At 70.8% G+C, this 21,382-nt stretch carries 20 protein-coding genes; 11 read left to right on the plus strand and 9 right to left on the minus strand.

What is annotated here, in order from left to right:
• Positions 1-96: 96 nt before the first annotated feature.
• On the minus strand, positions 97-2,490 hold the full coding sequence (locus AMIS_RS01865) for a helicase-associated domain-containing protein (RefSeq protein ID WP_041829507.1): 2,394 nt from the start codon (positions 2,488-2,490) through the stop codon (positions 97-99).
• Positions 2,491-2,569: 79 nt separating this feature from the next.
• On the opposite strand from AMIS_RS01865, the gene AMIS_RS01870 reads away from it, so the two are divergent.
• Genes AMIS_RS01870 through AMIS_RS01880 form a run of 3 tightly spaced genes read left to right on the plus strand, consistent with a single transcriptional unit; the run spans position 2,570 to position 3,832 of the window.
• Positions 2,570-2,773: a hypothetical protein gene (locus AMIS_RS01870; RefSeq protein ID WP_014440489.1), complete on the plus strand. Its 204-nt coding sequence runs from the start codon at positions 2,570-2,572 to the stop codon at positions 2,771-2,773.
• Positions 2,773-3,399: an HAD family hydrolase gene (locus AMIS_RS01875; protein WP_014440490.1), complete on the plus strand. Its 627-nt coding sequence runs from the start codon at positions 2,773-2,775 to the stop codon at positions 3,397-3,399. The genes AMIS_RS01870 and AMIS_RS01875 overlap by 1 nt, the downstream gene beginning before the upstream one ends.
• 46 nt (positions 3,400-3,445) lie before the next feature.
• Entirely contained in the window at positions 3,446-3,832 is a 387-nt protein-coding gene (locus AMIS_RS01880; protein ID WP_014440491.1) for a cold-shock protein, read from the plus strand.
• Between the two features lie 3 nt (positions 3,833-3,835).
• On the opposite strand, the gene AMIS_RS01885 is transcribed toward AMIS_RS01880, so the two are convergent.
• Positions 3,836-4,687 carry a 1,4-dihydroxy-6-naphthoate synthase gene (locus tag AMIS_RS01885; RefSeq protein WP_041829509.1) on the minus strand — a complete coding sequence of 284 codons (852 nt, stop codon included), beginning with the start codon at positions 4,685-4,687 and terminating at the stop codon, positions 3,836-3,838.
• A gap of 171 nt (positions 4,688-4,858) precedes the next feature.
• Here AMIS_RS01885 and AMIS_RS01890 point away from each other — a divergent pair, with 171 nt between their 5' ends.
• Genes AMIS_RS01890 through AMIS_RS01900 form a run of 3 tightly spaced genes read left to right on the plus strand, consistent with a single transcriptional unit; the run spans position 4,859 to position 9,578 of the window.
• Positions 4,859-6,877 (plus strand): amidohydrolase family protein, encoded by a 2,019-nt coding sequence (locus AMIS_RS01890; RefSeq protein ID WP_014440493.1) that lies wholly within the window; start codon positions 4,859-4,861, stop codon positions 6,875-6,877.
• Positions 6,874-8,229: an MFS transporter gene (locus AMIS_RS01895; protein ID WP_157434711.1), complete on the plus strand. Its 1,356-nt coding sequence runs from the start codon at positions 6,874-6,876 to the stop codon at positions 8,227-8,229. Before AMIS_RS01890 ends, AMIS_RS01895 begins: the two co-directional genes overlap by 4 nt.
• A gap of 11 nt (positions 8,230-8,240) precedes the next feature.
• A complete protein-coding gene (locus AMIS_RS01900) occupies positions 8,241-9,578 on the plus strand; it encodes a glycoside hydrolase family 1 protein (protein WP_014440495.1) in 1,338 nt (445 codons plus the stop codon).
• Here AMIS_RS01900 and AMIS_RS01905 read toward each other — a convergent pair.
• The 4 genes from AMIS_RS01905 to AMIS_RS01920 form a co-directional block, all read right to left on the minus strand.
• Positions 9,569-10,183, minus strand: a complete 615-nt coding sequence (locus AMIS_RS01905; protein WP_014440496.1) for a TetR/AcrR family transcriptional regulator — start codon at positions 10,181-10,183, stop codon at positions 9,569-9,571. The genes AMIS_RS01900 and AMIS_RS01905 overlap by 10 nt on opposite strands.
• Before the next feature lie 9 nt (positions 10,184-10,192).
• Entirely contained in the window at positions 10,193-11,386 is a 1,194-nt protein-coding gene (locus tag AMIS_RS01910; RefSeq protein WP_014440497.1) for an MFS transporter, read from the minus strand.
• Between the two features lie 81 nt (positions 11,387-11,467).
• Complete coding sequence (locus AMIS_RS01915) at positions 11,468-12,097, minus strand: futalosine hydrolase (RefSeq protein WP_014440498.1); 630 nt, start codon at positions 12,095-12,097, stop codon at positions 11,468-11,470.
• Positions 12,094-14,022: an MFS transporter gene (locus tag AMIS_RS01920; RefSeq protein WP_157434712.1), complete on the minus strand. Its 1,929-nt coding sequence runs from the start codon at positions 14,020-14,022 to the stop codon at positions 12,094-12,096. Before AMIS_RS01920 ends, AMIS_RS01915 begins: the two co-directional genes overlap by 4 nt.
• A gap of 53 nt (positions 14,023-14,075) precedes the next feature.
• Here AMIS_RS01920 and AMIS_RS01925 point away from each other — a divergent pair, with 53 nt between their 5' ends.
• On the plus strand, positions 14,076-14,945 hold the full coding sequence (locus AMIS_RS01925; RefSeq protein WP_041829510.1) for a DUF3027 domain-containing protein: 870 nt from the start codon (positions 14,076-14,078) through the stop codon (positions 14,943-14,945).
• A gap of 9 nt (positions 14,946-14,954) precedes the next feature.
• Here AMIS_RS01925 and AMIS_RS01930 read toward each other — a convergent pair whose 3' ends face one another.
• A complete protein-coding gene (locus tag AMIS_RS01930) occupies positions 14,955-15,161 on the minus strand; it encodes a DUF2530 domain-containing protein (RefSeq protein WP_051042370.1) in 207 nt (68 codons plus the stop codon).
• A gap of 235 nt (positions 15,162-15,396) precedes the next feature.
• Between AMIS_RS01930 and AMIS_RS01935 the strand changes: the two genes are divergently transcribed.
• From AMIS_RS01935 to AMIS_RS01950, 4 genes are all read left to right on the plus strand, one after another.
• Positions 15,397-16,833: an NCS2 family permease gene (locus tag AMIS_RS01935; protein ID WP_014440502.1), complete on the plus strand. Its 1,437-nt coding sequence runs from the start codon at positions 15,397-15,399 to the stop codon at positions 16,831-16,833.
• Positions 16,834-16,940: 107 nt separating this feature from the next.
• Positions 16,941-17,390 (plus strand): MarR family winged helix-turn-helix transcriptional regulator, encoded by a 450-nt coding sequence (locus tag AMIS_RS01940; RefSeq protein ID WP_386934434.1) that lies wholly within the window; start codon positions 16,941-16,943, stop codon positions 17,388-17,390.
• 87 nt (positions 17,391-17,477) lie between these two features.
• Complete coding sequence (locus AMIS_RS01945; protein WP_157435227.1) at positions 17,478-18,923, plus strand: MFS transporter; 1,446 nt, start codon at positions 17,478-17,480, stop codon at positions 18,921-18,923.
• A gap of 95 nt (positions 18,924-19,018) precedes the next feature.
• Entirely contained in the window at positions 19,019-19,471 is a 453-nt protein-coding gene (locus tag AMIS_RS01950; protein WP_014440505.1) for a hypothetical protein, read from the plus strand.
• A 145-nt stretch (positions 19,472-19,616) separates the two neighbouring features.
• Here the strand turns inward: AMIS_RS01950 and AMIS_RS01955 are convergent, their stop codons facing one another.
• Positions 19,617-20,132 (minus strand): 2'-5' RNA ligase family protein, encoded by a 516-nt coding sequence (locus AMIS_RS01955; RefSeq protein WP_083888560.1) that lies wholly within the window; start codon positions 20,130-20,132, stop codon positions 19,617-19,619.
• Entirely contained in the window at positions 20,081-21,148 is a 1,068-nt protein-coding gene (gene sepH, locus AMIS_RS01960; protein ID WP_014440507.1) for a septation protein SepH, read from the minus strand. Before sepH ends, AMIS_RS01955 begins: the two co-directional genes overlap by 52 nt.
• Between the last annotated feature and the right edge of the window lie 234 nt (positions 21,149-21,382).

Genomic DNA, 21,382 nt, shown 5'->3' on the forward strand with positions numbered 1-21,382 from the left:
TCTGCCACGGAAATCGGGTGCAACATTCCGCGGCGCCCGCGCGTGTATAGGGAAGCCGGGCCGTGCGCGATACGGGGGCGTGCGGCCCGGCAATACTCACTCCTCGGTGACCGCCGCCGTGATCCGGTGCAGGGCGAACGTGTGCAGGCTCTCCCCGCGCTCATCCTCGGCGCGTAGGTAACCGGCGCTCAACGAGACCGGCTTGACCAGCCGGGACAGCGTGGCGCCGTGCGAGTCCACGTACCCCACCCAGACCCGGGCCTTGTCCCGGACCGCCTGCTGCAGCACCGCCATGGCCTGGCTGTGCTGCTGCACCGCGGTGAGCCCGGGCACCGCCTGGCCCTGCGCGGCACGCACGGTGACCGGCGCCCGCCGGGCCGCACGCGTCGCGATGTCGCCGCGGCGCAGCTGTTCGACGACGCCGGCCAGGCGGGGGCCGGCCAGCAGCGGCGGCCCCAGCGGTTCGGCGATCCGAGGGGTACGGCTCGGCGCCCGCCGCGCTTTCGGCCGGGTGAGCACCGTCGCGCCGCCGGCGTCCTCGGCGACCGGCGCGTAACCCGCGTCCCGCAACGCCCCCAGCAGGCGGGCCACCGGACGGGGGCTGACCAGCACGGTCGGCGCGATCCGGCGCAGGTCCACCGGGATCAGCCGCTTGTCGCCGAGCACCTCGGCCAGCAGCGCCTCGTCGTCGCTGCGCAGGTAGGAACCGGCCGAGCCGCTGCGCAGGCCGCCGTGCTTGCGCGCGGTGTCGTCGATCAGGTAGGTCAGCGTCTGCGGCACGGGCGTCCGGGACCGTCGCCGGAACAGCGTGTGCAGGTCGTCGGCGCGGTAACCGATGTCGAGGGCGCGCCGGACGCTGGCCGGGGTGACCCGGAAGACGCTCGCGCCGCCCGCCGACTCCGGCTCGGCGACCGCGTCCAGCTCGGCGGCGAGGTCCGGTTCCGGCGGGCCGGGCACCACCACGGTCAGGTCGGCCTGGACCAGCAGGTGGTCGACCGGTGCCGGGAGCAGCTCGTCCAGCGCTCGGACGGCGTCGGCCGGGGCCTCCGCCGGGTGCAACCCCAGCGGGTCGGTCTCGTCCGGCTCCGGGTCGGCCAGGAGCAGGCGGGCGTACGAGGTGAGCGCACCCAGCCCGGTGACCCCGAGAAGAGCCGCCCCGGTGTAGGCGTCCCGGTGTGCCACCTCGCGGCCACGGGACCGTCGCGGCGCCTGCCAGGTGAGCAGTCCGAGCAGGTCGTCGACGGCGGGCGCGGCGCCCGGCTCCAGATCGGCGAGGGCGTCCAGCGCCTCCCGCCGGGCCTGCGGCGCGCCCGCGCGTTCGGCGTCCGGCGCGAGCGCGCTGATCGGGCGGTCCCGGTCGTCGCGGCGGCCGACCAGGCCGGGCTGCCGGGTCATCATCAGCCAGGAGCGGGCCAGCGCGGCCCAGCGGTGCGCGACGCCCGTCGCCCGCCACAGGTCGTACGCCCCGGTCGGCAGGAACACGTCCTGGGCCGCCGTGGTGGCGTTGCGCGCATTCACCTCGGACTCGCCGAGCAGGCCGGCCGCGTACGCCGTCTCGATCAGCAGGGCCGCGCCGGGCTCGTCGACGCCGGCCGCCTTGGCCAGCCGTTTCAGGTCACGCACGCCGAGGCCGCCGGCCCGCAGAACGGGTGCGGCCTCGGCGGCCAGCGCGTCGAGGATCGCCTCGGTGGCGCGGACCGCCTCCATCACCTGACCGGCGCCGGCCGAGTCGGCGGCCTTGCGGTCGCGGACCGGCGCGTCGGGCAGCGGCGGGAACGGGCGCAGCGCACCGAGCGGCCCGGTCTCGCGGCGCAGCAGCATGCCGACTTCCCGGGGCAGCTCGACCAGCTCACCGTCCGGGCGCGGCGCCCGGCCGGCCTCCGACACCGGCACCAGGATGTGCTGGTCGACGAGCCAGCGAACCGGCTCGGTCTGGTCGAGCGCGGCCCGGGAGAGTGCCCCGATCGGGGGACCGGCGGCCAGCCGATCGAGGACCGCGCGGGCGGGGGCCGGCGCCGCGAGCACGGTGCGCCGCAGCTTCGCCCGGTCCGCGACGAGCGCGCCGGCCTGCGGGTCGAGAAAGTCGGCGGGACGGCCGAGGCCGGCCGGGTACGGCGAGGTGACCTCGTCGACCGCGCCCACCACCTGCAGCGACTCCAGCGGGCCGAACAGCAGGAAACGGGTGCGGAGACGGTCGATCGCGCCCCGGACGTCCGCGGCGTCGACCCCGCCGGTGAGTTCGAGAACGGCGTCGACCGAGGTCAGGGCGGTGTCGGCGGAGCGGCTCAGGCGGGCCGCGTCCAGGATCAGCAGGGTGAACTCGTCAAGCGAGTCCAGGCAGCGGGCGACCGAGTTACGGGACTGTGCGCGTACGGCGAGGGCCGAGATGTCGGCGGGCACCGGAACGACGAGATCGGGGCGCAGCTGTATGAGCGCGCCCAGAGCCTCGTCGGGCAGCGACCGTAGTTGATCGGCGAATGTGGTGGCCATCGTCTTCAACGCTAACGTTCATGGGACGATAGTGGTGGGTCCGGGCGTGGCCGGGCCTCGATTGCGAGGAGGACTCATCGTGGCAGCGAAGGCCAACATGCCGGGCACGCAGGTGACCGCCAGCCCCAAGGGCGCACCCCGTGGGGTCGACATGAAGGGTCAGATGCACGTTTCGGAGCTCATCTCCGACCGCGCTGCCGCTCCTTCGCCGTTCGGTGACGACATCACCTTCCCGCTGCCCGTGGAGAACCTCACCTACACGCCCACCTTCACCCAGGAGTGATGCCCGCGGCGGTCGGGTTCGACCTGGACATGACCCTGATCGACTCCCGGCCGGGCATCCGCGAGGCCTATCTGGCGCTCAGCGCCCGGACCGGCGTGCACGTGGACGCCGATCTCGCCGTCTCCCGGCTCGGCCCGCCGCTGCGGACCGAGCTGGGGTACTGGTTCCCGCCGGAGGAGATCGAGGACGCCGTCGTCACCTACCGGGCGTTCTACGAAGAGCTCGCGATCGCGCCGACGGTGCCGATGAAGGGTGCCGTCGAGGCGCTCGACGCGGTCCGCGCGGCAGGTCTGCGGGTGGTCGTGGTGACCTCGAAACTGGGCCGGCTGGCCGCTCTGCACCTGGACCATCTGGGCATGCGCGCGGACGAGCTGGCCGGCGACCTGTTCGCCGAGGGCAAGGCGTCCGCGCTGGTGGAGCACGGTGCGCGGTGGTATGTGGGCGATCACGTGGCGGACATGGTGGCAGCCCGTACGGCCGGTGTGCCGGGCATCGGGGTGGCCACCGGCCCCTGCTCCGAGGCGGAGTTGGCGGAGGCCGGAGCGACGTACGTATTGCCCGATCTGACCTATCTCCCGACCCTGCTGGATGAGATTGCTGTTGGGTCCGGGCCCGCGTCTGGATAGCCTTGCCGTGAGCAGTTGTGCCCATTGAGTGAAGTTGAGGTCAGCGGTGCCCACGGGTCGAGTGAAGTGGTACGACGCGGCGAAGGGATTCGGGTTCGTCACCAGTGATGAGGGCGGCGACGTGTTCCTGCCCAAGGGTTCGCTGCCCACCGGGGTCACCGAGCTGAAGACCGGTCAGCGAATCGAGTTCGGCGTGGTCGACAGCCGCAAGGGCGCGCAGGCGCTCGGTGTGAAGCTGCTGGAGGCGCCGCCGTCGGTGGCCGAGCTCCGCCGCCGCCCGGCGGACGAGCTGGCCAGCATGATCGAAGACATGATCAAGGTGCTGGAGAGCTCGGTGCAGCCGTCACTGCAGCGAGGCCGTTACCCGGACAAGAAGACCGCACAGCGGATCGCCCAGCTGGTTCACGCGGTCGCCCGCGAGTTCGAGCTCTGATCCTCAGATATTCGATACAGCAGGTGTCAGACCCGCCGCCGCCGCGCGCCCGAGCAGGGCCTCGACGGCGGCGAGTCCGTCTTTGCCCAGCTCCAGGGTGAACTCGTTGACGTAGAGCTCGATGTGCTGGTTCACCACGTCCGGCTCCATCTCCTGCGCGTTGGCGAGGACGAACTCCCGGCTGGCGGCCGGGTCGAGCCAGCCCTGGCGCAGCGACGCACGGATCCACTCGGTGGCCTCGACCGGGTCGACGGTCCCCTTTTTCGCCAGGATCGCGCCGAGCGGGATCGGCAGGCCGGTGTCGCTCTCCCACCACTCGCCGAGGTCGGCCAGGGCGGTCAACCCATAGCGCTGGTACGTGAAACGGGCCTCGTGGATGACCAGGCCGACGTCATAGCGGCCGGCCGCGACGCCCGGCATGATCTCGTGGAACGGGACCACCTCGATCCGGGCCGGCGGGTGCTCGGCGGACCAGAGGCGGAACAGAAGGTACGCCGTGGTGCGGTCACCGGGCACCGCGACGGTCTTGCCGGTCAGATCGGCCTTCCCGCTCGCTCCGGCTCCGGTGTTCCCGGTCGGATCCGCGAGGGGTTCGCGCGCCAGCACCAGCGGGCCGCAGCCCCGCCCGAGCGCGCCGCCGCAGTGCAGCAGCTCGTAGTCGTCGAGCAGCCAGGGCAGCGCCGCGTAACTCACCTTGACCAGGTCGAACTTGCCGTCCAGCGCGGCCGTGTTCGTCACGTCGACGTCCGCGAACGTCAGATTGACCGGCGGCGCGTCGGGAACCAGCCCGTGGATCAAGGCGTGGAACACGAAGGTGTCGTTCGGGCACGGCGAGACGGCCAGTGAGAGTTCCACGAGTTTCACGCTAGCGCCGCCCGCCGGTGAGTGCCGCATGGGGCGGCTGTCTAGCTCCCCACACCCGGGGGTGCGCGGGGGAAAAACTTTCGCGTTTACATCTGGATCTATGGCGTGACAATTCTTACACTCCGCTTTGTTGGATCATTTGATCGATCAAGGGGGTGTCCCGTGGCCCGGTTCCGATCACTAGCCGCGGGCGTCCTGGTGCTCGGCCTGGTTGGTGGGCTGCCCGCGCCCGCCGCCCACGCCGCGAGCTGGACGCCCGCCAACGATTTGGAGGGCGCATGCGTCACCCTCCAGGCTTCGAACGGTTACGTCTTCAAGGACAGCGTCGGGTACGGGTACACCAGCACCGCGTCGAAGGCGGAGAAATTCCGCTTCGAGGCCACCCAACTGGGGCGGTACGCGATCCGCGACTCCACCGGTGCCCCGATCTACCAGAGCGTGGTCGGCTGGGTCTGGGCCGGCGCCGACTACGGCGACCGCGCCGACTGGACCGCCACCGTCTCCGAGGGCAAATACCGCTTCGTCTCCACCGCCACCGGTCAGCAGATGGGCGTCTACCTCGGCGGACTCGGTGCGGGCAGCTCCACCTACACGCTCGCGGCGGCCACCGGCTGCGCCACGAACCCGGACATCGCGACAGGCGTGACCGGCACCCCGGCCCCCGGTGTGGACGCCAACGGCAAACTGGCCGGCTGGATCGACGCCCACGCGCACATCACTGCGGCCGAGGCGTTCGGCGGTTCGCTGCACTGCGGTGACCCGTACGCGCCGGGCGGGGTGACCGTGGCGCTGAAGGGCTGCCCCTCACACGCCACGCTCGGCTGGGGGGCCCTGCTCGAAGCGATCATCGCGGGCACCGACCCGATCAACTCGGCCGAGGACGGGTGGCCGACGTTCGGCGACTGGCCGCAGAACGACACGATGCTGCACGAGGCGTCGTATTTCCGCAGCCTGGAGCGGGCCTGGAAGTCCGGGCAGCGGGTGCTCAACGTGCTGCTCGTCGCGAACCGGGTGATCTGCGAGCTGACCCCGCAGCACACCTCCTGCGACGAGATGGACCAGATCCGGGCGCAGGCCACGTACCTGAAGAAGATGCAGGATTACGTGGACGCCCGCAGCGGCGGACCGGGCAAGGGCTGGTTCCGGCTGGCGACCACCCCGGCCCAGGTACGCCAGATCGCCGCACAGGGCAAGCTGGCCGTCACGATCGGCGTGGAGAACTCCGAGCTCTTCGGATGCCGGGAGATCAAGGACGTGCCGCAGTGCACGACCGCCGACATCGACGCCGGGCTCGACGAGCTGGCGAGCCTCGGGGTGAGCGGCCTCTACCCGGTGCACAAGTTCGACAACGCGTTCGGCGGCACCCGGTTCGACGAGGGCACGACCGGCGCCGCGATCAACGTGGGCCAGTTCCTCTCCAGCGGGCACTGGTGGACCGCCACCAGCTGCACCGGTCCGAGCGACAACGAGCAGCCCCTGGTGAGTGACGACTTCGCGAAGCTGCTGGAACTCGGGGTGAGCCTCCCGGCAGGCACGATCCTGCCGGTCTATCCGAGCGGGAAGATCTGCAACACCCGCGGCTTGACCTCGCTCGGAACGTACCTGATCCAGGAAATGATCGAGCGCGGCATGATCATCCACATCGACCACATGGGGGTGAAGACCGCGCAGGCGGTCCTCGACATCGCCCAGCAGGCCGGATATCCGGGCGTCACGTCGGTGCACACCTGGTCGGATCCGACGATCGTCAACCGCATCCTGGGCCTCGGCGGATTCGTCGCCAGCTATGCCTTCGCGGCCACCGACGACGGCCAGGACACCCCGACCTTCCTCGACGAATGGCGCGCGCACCAGGGTCTCGCCAATGCTTCGAAGATCACCGGGTACGGGGTCGGCACCGACGTGAACGGGCTGGGCCCGCAGGCCGCTCCCCGGTTGAACGCCGGGTCCAGCCCGCTCAGCTACCCGTTCACCGCGACGAACGGCACGACAGTCACGAAGCAGGTCTGGGGCGGCCGGACGTTCGACCTGAACACCGACGGTGTCGCCCAGTACGGCCTCTACGCCGACTGGATCACCGATCTGATCAACCAGTCCGGATCCGACGCGACGAAACTCCGTAAGCAGCTGCTCAGCGGCGCCGAGGCCTACACGGTGATGTGGGAAAGGGCGCGTGCGTGACAGTGGTCGAGGCACCGGTCCGCCGCCGCTGGATGATCGCCTATGGCCTGGCCATGGTCGGTGTGGCGGCGGGCTGGTTCGGTCCGATCCAGATCCTGCTCCCGGAGCAGGCTGCACGGCTGGCCGGTGAGGACGGCAAGGAGGCTCTGCTCGCATTCGTGACCGCGTGGGGCGCCGCTGTGTCGATGGTGGCGAATCCGCTCTGGGGCGCCCTCTCCGACCGGATCGGATCACGCCGGTTGCCGATCTTCGTGGCCGGCGCCGGGGTTGGTGTCGTCGGTCTGCTGGTGCTGGCCGGTGCGGACACCCGGGTGACGATGGTGGCCGGCTGGTGTCTGGTGCAGGCGGGGTTGAACGGGCCGCTTGCCGCGCTGGCCGCGATGATCGGCGACCGGGTGCCGGAACGACAGCGCGGCACGGTCGGATCGATCTTCGGGGTGGCGCAGATCGTCGGGGTGGTGCTGGGTACCGCGTTGGCTGTCGCGGTGGGGCAAGGCGCGCCGGGTTACGTGGCGGTGGCGATCGCGGTGCCGGCGCTCGGCGCAGCCCTGTTGATCCTGCACAGGGACAGACGCATGCCCGTGGCGGCAAGTGTTGACGCATGGACCGCACCGGCATCAACTCAACACAGAGGACACGTTGATTCAGCTGGACGTGTTGATTCAGCTGCACGTGTTGACTCGGCTGCACGTGTTGATTCAGCGGGACGCGACGACTTGACTGGACGTGTTGATTCGTCAACACGTGCGGCCTCGTCGACGCGTCGGTCTGTACACGTCAAGCTTCGCGTCACGGAGCAGTTCGCCTGGGCGTGGCTGATCCGGTTCCTGCTCAACCTGAGCAACGCGCTCGTCCTCGTCTACCTCTTCTACTACCTGTCCGACCGGGTCGGCGTCGCCGACCCGGCCCTCTGGGTGCTGATCCTGACCGTCGTCAACGTCGTGTTCGCCGGCATCGCGGGTGGATTCGGCGGCGTTCTCTCGGACCGGTGGGAACGACGTCGCGTGTTCGTCGCGGTCGCCGCCGTGGTGATCGCGGCCGGCGCCACGTTGATGGCGTTCGTGCCGGTGACCGGCGTCGTGATCGCCGCGTCCGTACTTGTCGGGATCGGCTGGGGCGCCTACATCGCGGTCGACATGGCGGTGATGACGCACGTGCTGCCGGACGCCGAGACCCGCGCCACGATGCTCGGCGTCGCCAACATCGCCGGCACCCTGCCCCAGCTCATCGCCCCGGTCGTGGCCGCGCCGATCGTCACCGGCCTCGGTGGATACCCGGCGCTGTACCTGCTGACCGGGGTAGCGGCGCTGCTGGCGCTGACAGCCCTGCCGCGCCTGCGCGAACTCCCATAGAAAGGAACCCCTTGCACATCCAGTTCCCACCCGGTTTCCGGTTCGGCATGTCAACCTCGGCCTACCAGATCGAGGGCACGAACGGCCTGGTCCCGAGCATCTGGGACACGTTCGCGGCGCGGCCCGGGACGATTCGGCACGGCGAGAACGCGGGGGTCGCGATCGACCACGTGAACCGATACGCCGAGGACGTCCGGCACATCGCCGACGCCGGTACGCACGACTACCGGTTCTCGTTCTCCTGGCCGCGGGTGCTCTCCGGCGGGATCGGCTTCTACGACCGGCTCGTCGACGCGCTGCTCGAAGCCGGGGTACGGCCGGTGCCGACGCTCTACCACTGGGATCTGCCGCAGAACCTGGAGGACGCCGGCGGCTGGCTGAACCGGGACACCGCGCACCGCCTCGCCGACTGCGCCGGCACGCTGGTGCAGCGACTCGGCGACCGGGTTCGCGACTGGATCACGATGAACGAGATGAACGTCCACACCCTGTACGGGTACGCGCTCACCGACCACGCCCCCGCCCGTGGGCTCGGGCTGGAGGCGCTGCCCGCGGCGCACCACCAGCTGCTCGCCCACGGTCTGGCCGTGCAGGTGCTGCGGACGCACGGCGCCGCCACGGTCGGGGTGGCGAATCAGCACTTCCCGGTCGTCCCGGCCAGTGAGGATCCGGCGGATCTGATGGCGGCGGGACTGTTCGAGGAGCTCACGAATTGGACGTTCTCCGACCCGATCCTGCGTGGCGCGTACCCCAGTGAACTGATCACCGCCGGGATCGGCACCTCCGGCGCGCAGCTGGACCGTGATCTGGAGCTGATCCGCGCGCGACTGGACTTCTACGGGCTCAACTACTACGAGCCGACGATGATCGAGGCGCCGAAAGCCGGCAAGGACTACTCCGGCGTACTCGAAGTGGATATTCCGGATGGTATGCCGTTCTCCCCGGTGCCGGTGAAGAGCGACGAGCGTACCGATTTCGGGTGGGCGATCGTGCCGTCCGGGCTCACCGAGATCCTGGTGACGCTGAAGGACCGCTATCCGAACCTGCCGCCCGTAGTGATCACCGAGAACGGGGCCTCGTTCCATGACGCGCCGCCCGGCCCGGACGGCCGGGTGCACGACGAGCGCCGCATCTCCTATCTGGACGCCCACTTGCGCGCGGTGGCAGAGGCGATCACAGCGGGGGTACGGGTTGACGGGTACTACGTCTGGTCGGCGCTCGACAATTTCGAGTGGGCAGCCGGCTACGACGAGCGCTTCGGACTGATATATGTCGACAAGTCGAGCCTGGAGCGCACCCGCAAGGACTCCTGGTACTGGTACCGCGACCTGATCGCGGCTCAGCGCTGAAGCGTGTCGGCCCGCTGAAGCTGGTCGACGAACTGTGTGGCGAGGCGGGTCAGGCGCTCCGCGCGGCCCTCCTCGGCCCACCCGTCCACGAGGCTGAGCAGCGTGCTGCCCTCCACCAGGATGATGAAGTCGTCGATCACCGACTCGTCGTCCACTCCGGCCCGTAGCTCACCCAGCTCCCGTGCCTCGCGCAGACAGTTCACCAGGTGCACCCGGATCTCCTGGTGTGACAGGCGGCGCGACTCGGCGAGCCGGGGGTGGGAGAGCGCGGCGCCGGCGAACGCGACGTTGACGTGGGCGTCGGCGGCACGCTCCTCGTCCAGTGGCAGCACCGCTTCGAGCGCGGCACGCAGGCCGTCCAGCCCGAACAGGTCACCGCCGATCCGGAAAGCTCGCTCCACGATCCGGTCGTAGACCGCTTTCTGCGCGGCGACCAGGATGTCGTCCTTGCCGCCCAGGAAGTGGGCCAGCACGCTCAGCGAACAACCGGCCTCGTCGGCGATGGCGCGGGTCGTGGTGCCTTCCACCCCGCGGGCGCGGACCACCCGCCACGCCGCGGCGAGCAGCTCAGCCTTTCTCCGGTCGTGATCGACGAGCCTCGGCACGCCGCAAGCTTAGCCAGCGGGTTTCGCTGCCGGTGCGGCGATGGTGAGGTGATTGAGGCGGCGGGCCAGGGGAAGCGTCAGGACCACCGCGACCACCGGGATGAGGAAGGCGATCTGCAGCCCGATCGGCTCGGACAGGGCGCCGAACAGCACCGCGCCGACCAGGGCGCCGCCATAGTTGAAGAGGTTCACCTTGGCGATCACCTCGTCGCTGTTCTCGGCGGCGGCCTCGCCGGCCGCGCTGAACGCCAGCGGGACGAGCACGCCCACCCCGATCCCGGAGATGGCGAAACCGGTGACCGCGGCGCCGACCGACGGCAGCAGCGCCACCAGCCCGCAGCCGATCCCGCAGACTGCCAGGCCGCCGACGGCGACCATGAGGCGGCCGGCCCGGGGCATCACGTGGTCGGCGACGAGACGGCTCACCAGGACGGCTGCCTGGTAGGCCGCGTAACCGAGCGGCGCCACCGAGGAGGCCGCGGCGAGCGAGTCGTGCAGGTAGACCGAGCTCCACGTGCTGACGGCCGAGTCAACCAGGAACGCCGTGAAGATCAGCATGCCGCAGACCAGCACGATCGGGCGGATCGCGCGGCCACCGTGCGGGTGCACCGCGGCCGACCGCAGGGTCCTGCCGGGTTCGAAGAGGCGCCAGCCGATCACGCCGATCAGCGCCGCGAAGACCGCGGCCACGCCGACCGCCAGCTCGGCGCCCGCGCCGCTTTCCAGCACACCGGACATCAGCAGCGCGGCGGCGATCGCAGCCGCCGTGTACGCCGCGAAGAGCCGGCTCATCACGCTGCGCCCGAGCCGTGCCTGCACCAGCACGCCCTGCATGCTCAGCGATGCGTCGACCGCGCCCAGGCCGACGCCGTAGGCCAGCAGGATGGCCGTGAACACCGCGTTCGGCGTGGCGAGAGTGGCCCCGGCCAGACCCGCCGAGACCAGCAGCAATCCGGAGGCGAGAGCGTACCGGCTGCCCCAGCGGGTGGCGATCCGGTCGGCCAGCATCGAACCGCCGGCCGCGGCCACGCAGACCAGCAGCAGGATCGCCGAGACGAACGTGTCGTCGATGCCCTGCCGGTCCTTGAACGCCGGGAGCGCGGTGACCACCGCGGCATAGCCAAGACCCTGAGCCGCGTAACCCGCGCCGATCAGCCGGGCCCGGGACGCGGCCGTCATCCCGGTACCGCTCTCGTCGTCCATCGTGCCTCGCTTCGCCGGGATGAAAGCGTGCTGTTCAGCGCAGCATGCCGCCCGAAAGTGACGAGGGCAACAGATTGACTGTTACGAAATGATCAGCGCGGGAGCGGCGGCCCGGAGCGCAGCGAACGCCTCGGCCATCCGCCACGCCGACCGGTCCCGCGGCCCCACCGCGTTCGAGATCGTCCGCAGCTCGGCGAAGGGCACGGAGGCAGCGGCGGCAGCGCTCGCCACCCCGAACCCCTCCATGGCTTCCGCGACCGCCTCCGGGAAGCGGTCCGCCAGCCGGTCCGCGGTCGCCTGCGTGCCGGTCACCGTGCTCAGCGTCAGGACATCGCCGGTGATCGCGTGCGGGAGGGTCGCGCTCAGGGCCTTGAGCAGCACCGGATCGCACTCCAGCACGCTGCTGCCGAACCCCAGCTCCTCCACCGGCAGGAACCCGTCCGGGGTCTCGGCACCCAGGTCAGCCGCGATGCTGCGGGTGGCGAGCACGGTGCCGCCGACCGGGACCCGACCGGCGAACCCACCGGCGATCCCGGCGCTGATCACGGCTCGGTAGGCGCCTGTCGCGAGCAGGCGCGCGGTTCCGGCGGCGGCGGCCGCCGGGCCGACGCCGACGGCGTCGACCACGATCAGATCGGGGTCGAGACCCGCGCGGATCGCTGCGGCCTCCGCGTCAACCGCGGTCACCACCAAGATTTTGTACGGGGTCACGAGTCCTCACCGGCATCAGGATCGACATCCCGCGAACCGTAACCCGTGCCGGAGGGCCGGTAGACGTGGTATCCCGGCGGCGCTCCGGCATTTGTCGGCCGGGGTGGTGTGGTGCCGCTGCCGTCGCCGCCGCGGTATCGAACCGTGGGCGGCTCCGCCTCGGCCTCCTCCCGCCGGGTGGGCCGCTCGGGTCGCGTGGGCCGCTCCGGGTGGGGCGGCGTCCACGTGGTCTCGGGTGGTGCGGCCGGCGCCTTCGCCTTGCGGCGGCCGAACCAGCGCTTCCGGCTGGGCGGCGGCTCGATGAGCGTCGTATCCGGCCCGCGCCGCCCGGCCGTGGTGTCGGCGTCGCGCTGGACGGCCGTGGTGTCGGTTTGACGCTGCGCGCCTGCGGGATCGGTCCGACGCTGCGCGCCTGCGGGATCAGTTCCGCGCTGCGCGCCTGCGGGGCCGGTTCCGCGCTGGCTGGGCGCCGCAGTGGCCGCCGACACGGGTGCGGTGTCGGCCCAGGGATCGACCGCTTCCATGACGGGCTCACGGGAGGGGTCGTCACCGCGTACCCCCGGGGGGTTGTCGGGACGGCCGGACAAGCGCTCGTTGTGCAATCGGGCGGCCGCCCACGCGGCGCGTGCCGCGGCGAGCACCGCCAGCAGCGCGGCGAGCCCGATGCCCATCCTGCCGGGAAGCGGGATGATGCCGAGGCCGCCGCCGGCCACCCAGGCCAGCATGAGCGCCGTCTCCGAGTGGGCGAACGCGGTGGCCCGCTGCTGCTCCGGGACGCGCTCCTGGATGCTGGCGTCGACCGCGAGCTTCGCGATGCCGCTGAAGATCGCGGTGAGCAGGGCCAGCAGGGTGACCATCGCGAGGTTGTAGAAGATCGTGGTGAGCACGGCGACGCCGGCGGTCACCACCAGACCGCTGGACTGCAGCGCGAGCGGCCGGCGGATGCGCAGACCGGTGCCGGCCGCGGTGGAGAGGAACGTGCCGACGGCGAGCGCGCCACCGACCACGCCGACTGCGGCGCCCCGGTTCAGCTCGAACCCGAGGAACGAGCTGGGCAGGTCGTTCCCCATGATCGCGAAAGTCAGGAAAAGCAGCAGGAAGCCGTAGAGAAGGCGCAGGCTGGAGCTGCCGATCAGGCTCGCCAGGACCAGGCGCTCGGCCAGCGGGCGGCCGGAGCCGGCGGTCCGGAAAACCGCACGCCACGCGCGCGGCATCTCCTCCGGCGGATCGGAGTCGGCGCGCGGCGGCAGCTTGAGCGCGATCACCACGCCGACCATGAAGATGATCGTGGCGACGCGCAGCGGCCACTGTGGCCCGAACTTGAACGCCAGCAGGCCGATCGGCGCCACCACGATGCCGGCGAACGTCCCGTACACACTGGCTCGCGCGCCCACCTGGGACAGGCCCACCCCGGCCGGGAGCAGGCGTGGCACGGCCGCTGATCGGGCCACGCCGTAGGCCCGGGAGAAGGCGAGCACGGCGAACGCGGCCGGATAGAGCCCCCAGCCGAGCAGGTTGTCCGACATCACGTAGGCGAGGAAGGCCCGGCCCAGCATCGTGACCGCCAGCGCGTAGCGCCGCCCGTGCCGGAAGTGGTCGAGCAGCGGCCCGACCACAGGCGCGAGGAGCGCGAACGGGACCATCGTGATGAGCAGGTAGAGCCCCACCTTGCTGCGGGCCTCGCCGAGCGGGACGCTGAAGATCGTCCCGGCGAGTCCGATGGCGATGAGCGCGTCGCCGGCGCAGGAGACGGCGTGCAGGTCGAACAGCCGGATCATGCCGACCTCGTTGGCGGCGCCGCGCGCCCGGGCCGTGCCGACCCGGCGGGTGGCCCAGGCGCTTCCGCGCATCGAGCCACGCACCACCAGCCGGACGGCCTTCACGCCGGTGCCGACGGTGCGTCCGAGTGTGGGAAGCAGCGGCATGACAACCATCCTGACTGATGCTCGCCCCTCCCGTCGCCCTCCACGCGCGGTATATGGGGACTCGTTGCGGTGCACCGGGTGGGGTAGGCAACAATGGGCGGGTGACCTCCAGGACTGCCGCCCGCGCCGCCCGACTCGACCAGGTCTGTGCCGATGCTGTCGGGGTGGCTCGTGGCGCCATCACCGAAGTGGACGCGAGTGACGTCGGTGAGCACCTCGAGGTGATCGCCGAGGGTGACCGGCTGGTGACCCATTTCTTCGAGAGCCACCTCGCCGGTTACCAGGGCTGGCGCTGGGCGGTCACGGTGACCCGGGTCCCGCGCAGCCGGCACGTGACGGTCTGCGAGACCGTGCTGCTGCCCGGCCCCGACGCGCTGCTCGCGCCCGGCTGGGTGCCGTGGAACGAGCGGGTCCAGCCCGGTGACCTCGGTGTCGGTGACCTCATGCCGACCGCGCCCGACGACGACCGGCTCGCTCCGGGCTATGTGCTCAGCGACGACCCGGCGATCGAGGAGGTCTCCTGGGAGCTCGGCCTGGGCCGTCCCCGGGTGATGTCCCGCGAGGGCCGGGCCGAGACCGCCCAGCGGTGGTATGACGGCGACGCCGGCCCGGAAGCGCCGATCTCCACCGCCGCCCCGCGCAACGCCCGCTGCGGCACCTGTGGCTTCTATCTGCCGCTGGCAGGTTCGATGCGCCCCATGTTCGGTGTCTGCGGCAACCTCTACGCGCCGGACGACGGCCGCGCGGTCAGCGCCGACCACGGCTGCGGCGCGCACTCCGAGGCGCTGCTCACCGCCCCTGAGCAGCCGGTCGAGGAGCTTCCCACGGTTTACGACGACAGCGAGGTCGAGGCCATGGCGGTCAGCCGTGGGCACGGCTCGGTGGAGTCGGGCGAGCCGGCCGAGGATTACGGCCACAGCTAGAGTCAGGTCCTAGTCGGTGACCCGGAACTCCGGGTGGGTCAGTGTGCGGCGGCGCTTGCGGTTCCGGTCGTGCACGACCATCGTCAGCGTGCCCGGGATGCCCCAGAGCAGGCCGGCCAGGCTGATCTCCACCCAGTGATCGGGCGCCCCGGCGAGCCAGGTGAGCAGCAGGGCGACGGCGAAGGCAGCCGTGCCGGCGAGGGCGAACGGGACCATCGGCGGGTCGAGCGGTTCGGGCCGCGGTTTCGTCCCGACCACCACGCCGAGAACCTCATCGGCTTTCGCGCTCTTCGTGGCGGGCGACAGGTCACTCACTCCGTCAGGGTACGACCATTACGCACCGCATCGGGAAGGCGCGTGAGAGTTGTAACATCACTCCGCTTTTACCGAGGTCATCAGGTTTGAGAGCATGCGGCCGTCCCCTCGTGTTGAGAGATCCCGGAAGGGTCGTATGTCCATAGCTACCGAGCCGACGAGCAAGTTCGATCGGTTCTTCGAGATAACCGCCCGCGGCTCGACCCTGAGCCGGGAGATCCGCGGTGGCATCGTCACGTTCTTCACGATGGCGTACATCGTCGTGCTGAACCCACTGATCCTCGCCGGGGGAACCGACTCCACCGGCGCGCAGCTGCCGATCGCCGCGCTGGCGGCCGGCACCGCGCTCGTCGCCGGTTTGATGACCATCCTGATGGGCGTGGTCGCACGCTTCCCGCTGGCGCTCGCCGCCGGCCTCGGCGTGAACGCGCTCGTCGCGTACGAGATCGCGCCCGAGATGACCTGGGCCGACGCGATGGGCCTGGTCGTCATCGAGGGTGTGCTGATCGCCATCCTGGTGCTGACCGGCCTGCGTACCGCCGTGTTCCGGGCGGTGCCGACCCAGCTGAAGACCGCGATCGGCGTGGGCATCGGTCTCTTCCTCATGATCATCGGCCTGGTGGACGCCGGGTTCGTGCACCGCGTGCCGGACGCCGCCAACACCACCGTCCCGGTCGAGCTGGGCATCGGCGGCAAGCTGATGACCTGGCCCTCGCTGGTCTTCGCGGTCGGCCTGCTCTTCACGCTGGTGCTCTTCGTCCGCAAGGTGAAGGGCGCCATCCTGATCGGCATCCTCGGCACCACCGTCCTGGCGATCATCGTCGAGGCGATCGCCGGGGTCGGCTCGGTCGTCACCAACCCGCACGGCTGGTCGCTCAACGTCCCGACGCTGCCCGACAAGATCATCGACACCCCTGACCTGTCGCTGATCGGGCAGTTCAACGTGCTGGACTCGTGGTCGACGGCCGGCTGGCTGGTCGTGCTGATGTTCATCTTCACGCTGCTGATCACCGACTTCTTCGACACCATGGGCACGATGGTCGCGGTCGGCCAGGAGGGTGAGCTCCTCGACAAGGAGGGCATGCCGCCGCGTACCCGGGAGATCCTGCTCGTCGACTCGGTGGCCGCGGCCGCCGGTGGCGCGGCCAGCGTCTCCAGCAACACGTCGTACGTGGAGAGCGCCTCCGGTGTCGGCGAGGGCGCGCGGACCGGCGTGGCCAGCCTGGTCACCGGTGTGCTGTTCCTGTTCGCGATGTTCTTCGCGCCGCTGGTCAAGGTGGTGCCGTTCGAGGCCGCGTCGACCGCGCTCGTGGTCGTCGGCTTCCTGATGATCAGCACGGTCACGAAGATCGACTGGACCGACTACACCATCGCGGTGCCGGCGTTCCTGACCGTCACGCTGATGCCGTTCACGTACTCGATCTCCAACGGCATCGGGGCCGGGGTCATCTCGTACGTGATCCTGAAGGCCTTCACCGGCAAGGCCCGGGAGATCCACCCCATCCTGTACGGGGTGGCCGCCCTGTTCGTGCTCTATTTCGCCCGGGGACCGCTGGAGTCCTGGGTTCTCTGAATCCTCGGTTGTGTTCCACCGTCACCGGTTGCGCTAGCGTGCCGGTGACGGTGGTCATACGGGTTATCCGATGTCGTTAGCCATGCTCATTAGCTAGGCTAAGTAACGTGATGGAGCGGGTGGTGACGACGGAACGCGCGACAGCGGAACCGCTTGCCAAAACGCTGCGGGACGCGATCACCCGGCTCGGCCGCCGGGTCCGGCAGGCCCGGCCGGTCGGCGATCTCACGTTCAGTCAGCTCTCCGCGCTGACCAGCCTCCAGCTGGCCGGCGAGCTGACCCCTCGTGAGCTCGCCGACGTGGAGCGGGTCCAGCCTCCGACGATGACCAAGATCGTCGGCAAGCTGGAGGACCGCGGGCTTGTCGCACGTAAAGCGCACCCCACCGACGGTCGCCAGGTCATCCTGGCCGCCACCGAGCAGGGGAAAGCCGTCTACGCGCAGTACGAGCAGGACCGTAACCAGTGGTTGGCACAGGCTCTCGACCGTTTGAGCCCGGAGGAACGGGAAACCCTTGCACACGCCGCGGAGATTCTGCAGCGCGTCGCACGGGGCTGACGCCCTTTCGTGTCGTTCCGCTTCGTCACACGACGATGACGCGTACGACGAAACGTTGGGGGCCCATTGAGCGCCACATTCCGGTCTCTGCAGGTTCGTAATTACCGCCTCTTCGCCGGCGGGCAGCTGGTGAAGCTGATCGGCGTGTGGATGATGTTCACGGCCCAGGACTGGCTGGTGCTGGAACTCTCCGACAACTCACCCGGCGCGCTGGGGACGGTGACGGCGCTCCAGTTCGTACCCGTCATGCTCCTCACCCTGGTGAGCGGCCGCCTGGCCGACCGTTACGACAAGCGCAAGCTGCTGGTCGCGGCGAACGCCGCCTTCGCGTTCTTCGCCGTCGCCTTCGCGGTGCTCGTCACCAGCGGCGTGGTCGAGCTCTGGCACGTCTACGTCTTCGCGCTCCTGCTCGGCATCGCCAACGCGGTCGAGACCCCGGTCCGGCAGGCCTTCGTCTCCGAGCTCGTCGAGCTCCCGCTGCTGCCGAACGCGCTCGCGCTCTCCGCGGCCACCTTCAACATCGCCCGGATCAGCGGACCGGCGCTGGCGGGCGTGCTGCTCGCGGTGCTCTCCACGCCCGGGGTCTTCCTGATCTCGACGGTGCTGTCGATCGCGCCGGTCTTCACCTACATCTGGATGCGGCCGGACGACCTCTACCGGTCGGCGCGGGTCAAGGGCGCTCAGGCCCGGGTCATCGACGGCCTGCGGTATGTCGGCAAGCGGCACGATCTGGTCCTGCCGATCTGCCTGATGGCCGTGATCGGCATGATCGGTTTCAACTTCCCGGTCACGCTGGCCGCCCTCGCAAAGATCAATTTCAACGCCGGTCCGTCGTCGTTCGGGCTGCTCACCACGTGTCTGGCGATCGGGGCGCTCGGTGGGGCGCTGGCCGGGACGCGGCGGCGGGCCCGGCCCGGGGTGTACCGGGTGATCGGCGCGGCGCTGCTCTTCGGCGTCTTCGAGGTGGCCGTCGGGTTCTCGCCCAACTTCCTGGTCGCGGCGATCCTGCTGGTCCCCACCGGGTTCTTCTCGATTTATCTGGCGCAGGGGGCGAACCACCGGGTGCAGATGGGCGTGGACGGGGAGTACCGCGGGCGGGTCATGGCCCTCTACGTGCTGGTCTTCCTGGGCACCACGCCGATCGGGGCGTCGCTGTCCGGCTGGTGGGGCGAGCACTTCGGGGTGCCGTCGAGCATCTGGGCGGCCGGGGTGGTCAGCTTCGTGGCCGCGGTGGGCGCGCTGGTGTGGCAGTTGCGGGTCAGTGGGGATCGGCTCGAGGTGCGCGACCGGCGGGTGCACGTGGTGAGCGCTCCGGCGCCGCCCTCGGGCGCGTCGCAGGGTGGGCATGCCGAGCCGGTGGCGGAAGCCGGCCCTTCGACGGAAGCCGGCCCTTCGACGGAAGCCGGCCCTTCGACGGAAGCCGGCCCTTCTACGGAGGCCGGTCCTTCAGCTGAGGCCGGCCCTTCGACTGAGGCCAAGTCGGCGGCGGAGGCCGGCCCCGCGGCGAAGGCCGAGCCCGTGGCCCGCGTCTGACGTGGCGTTTTGTGGCTTTTGGGCCCTGACGTTGGCAGTCCGAGTCCACCAAACGGGTATACCGGCTCCGACCGTCAGGCTCTAGCGTCGAACTCGTGGCGATCGCGCACATTGCTGTGCTTTCAGCGGCGTTGTCAGCGCTGCTGATGCTGCCCTGCGCGGCGGTGGCCGTGCTCGACCCCCAGACGCGCGGCGTGCGCCGCCTGCTCACCCGCGACGGCCGCCGGGAGCTGCGCTCCCTGCGCCGCCTGGACCGGGCCCTCCAGGTCCGCGACCCGGTCACCCCCACCGGTTCACCATCCATCGAGCAGATTGCGTACGACCTGCGCCGTCTCGACAAGCAGCGCCGCAGCGGCCCGACCCGCTACTCGGAGGTCTGGTCGGCGGCGGTGCTGAGCGCCTACGACGCCCGGCTGCAGCTCGCCTGCCGATGCCTGGGCCTGCCCGAACACCTGCAGCCGCTGACGGGCGTCGACCGTGAGATCGAGCGCCTGCGGGTGGAGGCGGAGCTGCAGGCGGCAGGCATGCTCCTGCGCACCCGCTCCTAGCCGCCCAGGGTCGCCGCCCGCGTGTGGATGTCGGGCACGCTCCGCACCTCGACTCCCCACGCAGCGCCGGAGTTCGGGTCGGCGGGGGAGGCCGAGGGACCGTGCCCGCGCCAACGGGATCCGGGGCGGAGGCGACCGAAGTCGATCAGGGCAGCGTCCACTCGCCGATCCGCGAATAGGTCCCCTCGGCGCTGCGGACCAGTGACACCCCGCGGACCCACCACTCCGGACCCGCGTAGTCCGCCAACCCGTTCAGGATCGACGCGGAGTACCGGTACGAGACCGTCAGGTGCGGCTGGAAGTCCCGGTCGTCGATCGGGAAGCCGGCCAGGCACCCGACCACTCGATCACGCAGCGCACCGAGCGAGGCCACGTCCCCGCCGAGGCCGGCCCAGACCACCGACCGGAACCGCCCGCCGCCGGTCAGCCGCAGCGTGAACGGGTCGCCGAGCGACGCCTGCCCCAGCGCCGGCGCGACCAGGGCCGGGTCGGCGTCGCCGAGGAATGCCAGCGTGACGTGCCACTTGTCGGCGCGGGACCGGATGCCGGGCACCGAGGACGCGAGATCCCGCCGGACGTCCTCCGGCGGGAAGATCGCGACGAACAGGCTCAGGAGGACTCCCGGGCGGCCGGGCCGCCCCCGAACAGCACGTCGTCCCAGCTGGGCAGACGCTTGCGCGGTTTGTTCTCCTCGGTCTCCGTGCTGGCCGGCGCGTTGCCCTGACCGACGGTGCGGCGCGGGCGCAGCACGGCCAGCGACGGCACCGCCGGAACCTCTTTCGGCAGATCGGCGTCGTCGTCGAACGCGGAACCGGCGCCACCGCCGAGCAGCGCCGCGGCGCCACCGGCGACCGGACGCCGGGCGGCCGGGGAGACCGGCTCAAGGCCGCGGCCGGAGCTGCCCTCGAGCGGCCGGTCGAGCGAGGCGAGCAGGGCGTCACGCCCGGCGCGGATCGGGTCGCGGTTGCGCGACGGCGAGGCGTCGGACGTGGTCGGCAGGCCGTGACCGCCGCGGGCCGGCTCGGAGCTGCGGGCCGGACCGGGCAGGCCGTGGCCGCCGCGCTCCGGGGCCGGCTCCTGGCCGAGGATCTGGGTGGGCCGCTCGGCGCACAGGTACTGCGCCATGTCGTCGTGCGGCGAGACCACCTGGCGGCCCTTGTCCAGGTCCCAGATGGCCTGGGCGGTGGCTTTGCCGGACGGCCAGGTCGCGACGATCCGCCAGGCGCCGTCGTCCTTGCGGAACGCGTCCCAGGAGATCTTCTCGGTGTCGATCCCGTGCTGCGCGAGCCGGCTGTCGACCACCTCGGCGAGCGGCTGGCCGGTGTCCGACGTCTTCAGCCGGGTGCGGCGGGCATGCTGCGCGAGCATGGCCCGCTCCTGCAGCACCGGACCGGCGTAGCGGAGCACGCGGTCGACCGGCACGCCGGCGATGCGGGCGACGTCCTCGGCGGACTCGCCGGAACGGATGCGTGACTGGATGTCGCGGGGGGACAGTGAGGGTGTCATCTCCGGTGACAGGACCGCCACCGCCGTCCCGGTGCCGGAGCTCTGGCCGCCTTCGGTCAGCACCCCGCTCACCCGGTCGTCGATGGGAAGCGCCAGGAGCCGGCCGACCTCATCGGCGAGCACCAGGGCCTGACCGTCCTCGGAGAGGGCGACGAAGCGTACCGGCCGCATGCGTTGCCTCCGTCTCGTCGCGTTGGCCTGATGTCCCGAGAGTCAGCTACCCGGGCGCGTTTCGGAACACGGTACGCGCCTTGGTCACCCTATGGGGGTAAGCCACGCCGTCGAACTCGCTGACCAGGGAAGATGATCTTCACTCTCTTCCATGACCAAACGCTATCTAAACCCAAAACCCATTTATTGGGTACGGGTGACGGGCCGTTCACCGCAATGAGGCCCGTCACCAGC

This window comes from Actinoplanes missouriensis 431 (assembly GCF_000284295.1).
GTDB classification, from domain to species: domain Bacteria; phylum Actinomycetota; class Actinomycetes; order Mycobacteriales; family Micromonosporaceae; genus Actinoplanes; species Actinoplanes missouriensis.

Coding starts and splice junctions, on each gene's coding strand:
- AMIS_RS01930 (WP_051042370.1), bottom strand. CDS start 15,161: ATGGTCCCGTTCGCCCTCGCCGGCACGGCTGCCTTCGCCGTCGCCCTG.
- sepH (WP_014440507.1), bottom strand. CDS start 21,148: ATGCGGCCGGTACGCTTCGTCGCCCTCTCCGAGGACGGTCAGGCCCTG.
- AMIS_RS01935 (WP_014440502.1), top strand. CDS start 15,397: ATGTCCATAGCTACCGAGCCGACGAGCAAGTTCGATCGGTTCTTCGAG.
- AMIS_RS01875 (WP_014440490.1), top strand. CDS start 2,773: ATGCCCGCGGCGGTCGGGTTCGACCTGGACATGACCCTGATCGACTCC.
- AMIS_RS01920 (WP_157434712.1), bottom strand. CDS start 14,022: ATGCCGCTGCTTCCCACACTCGGACGCACCGTCGGCACCGGCGTGAAG.
- AMIS_RS01910 (WP_014440497.1), bottom strand. CDS start 11,386: ATGGACGACGAGAGCGGTACCGGGATGACGGCCGCGTCCCGGGCCCGG.
- AMIS_RS01925 (WP_041829510.1), top strand. CDS start 14,076: ATGGGGACTCGTTGCGGTGCACCGGGTGGGGTAGGCAACAATGGGCGG.
- AMIS_RS01865 (WP_041829507.1), bottom strand. CDS start 2,490: ATGGCCACCACATTCGCCGATCAACTACGGTCGCTGCCCGACGAGGCT.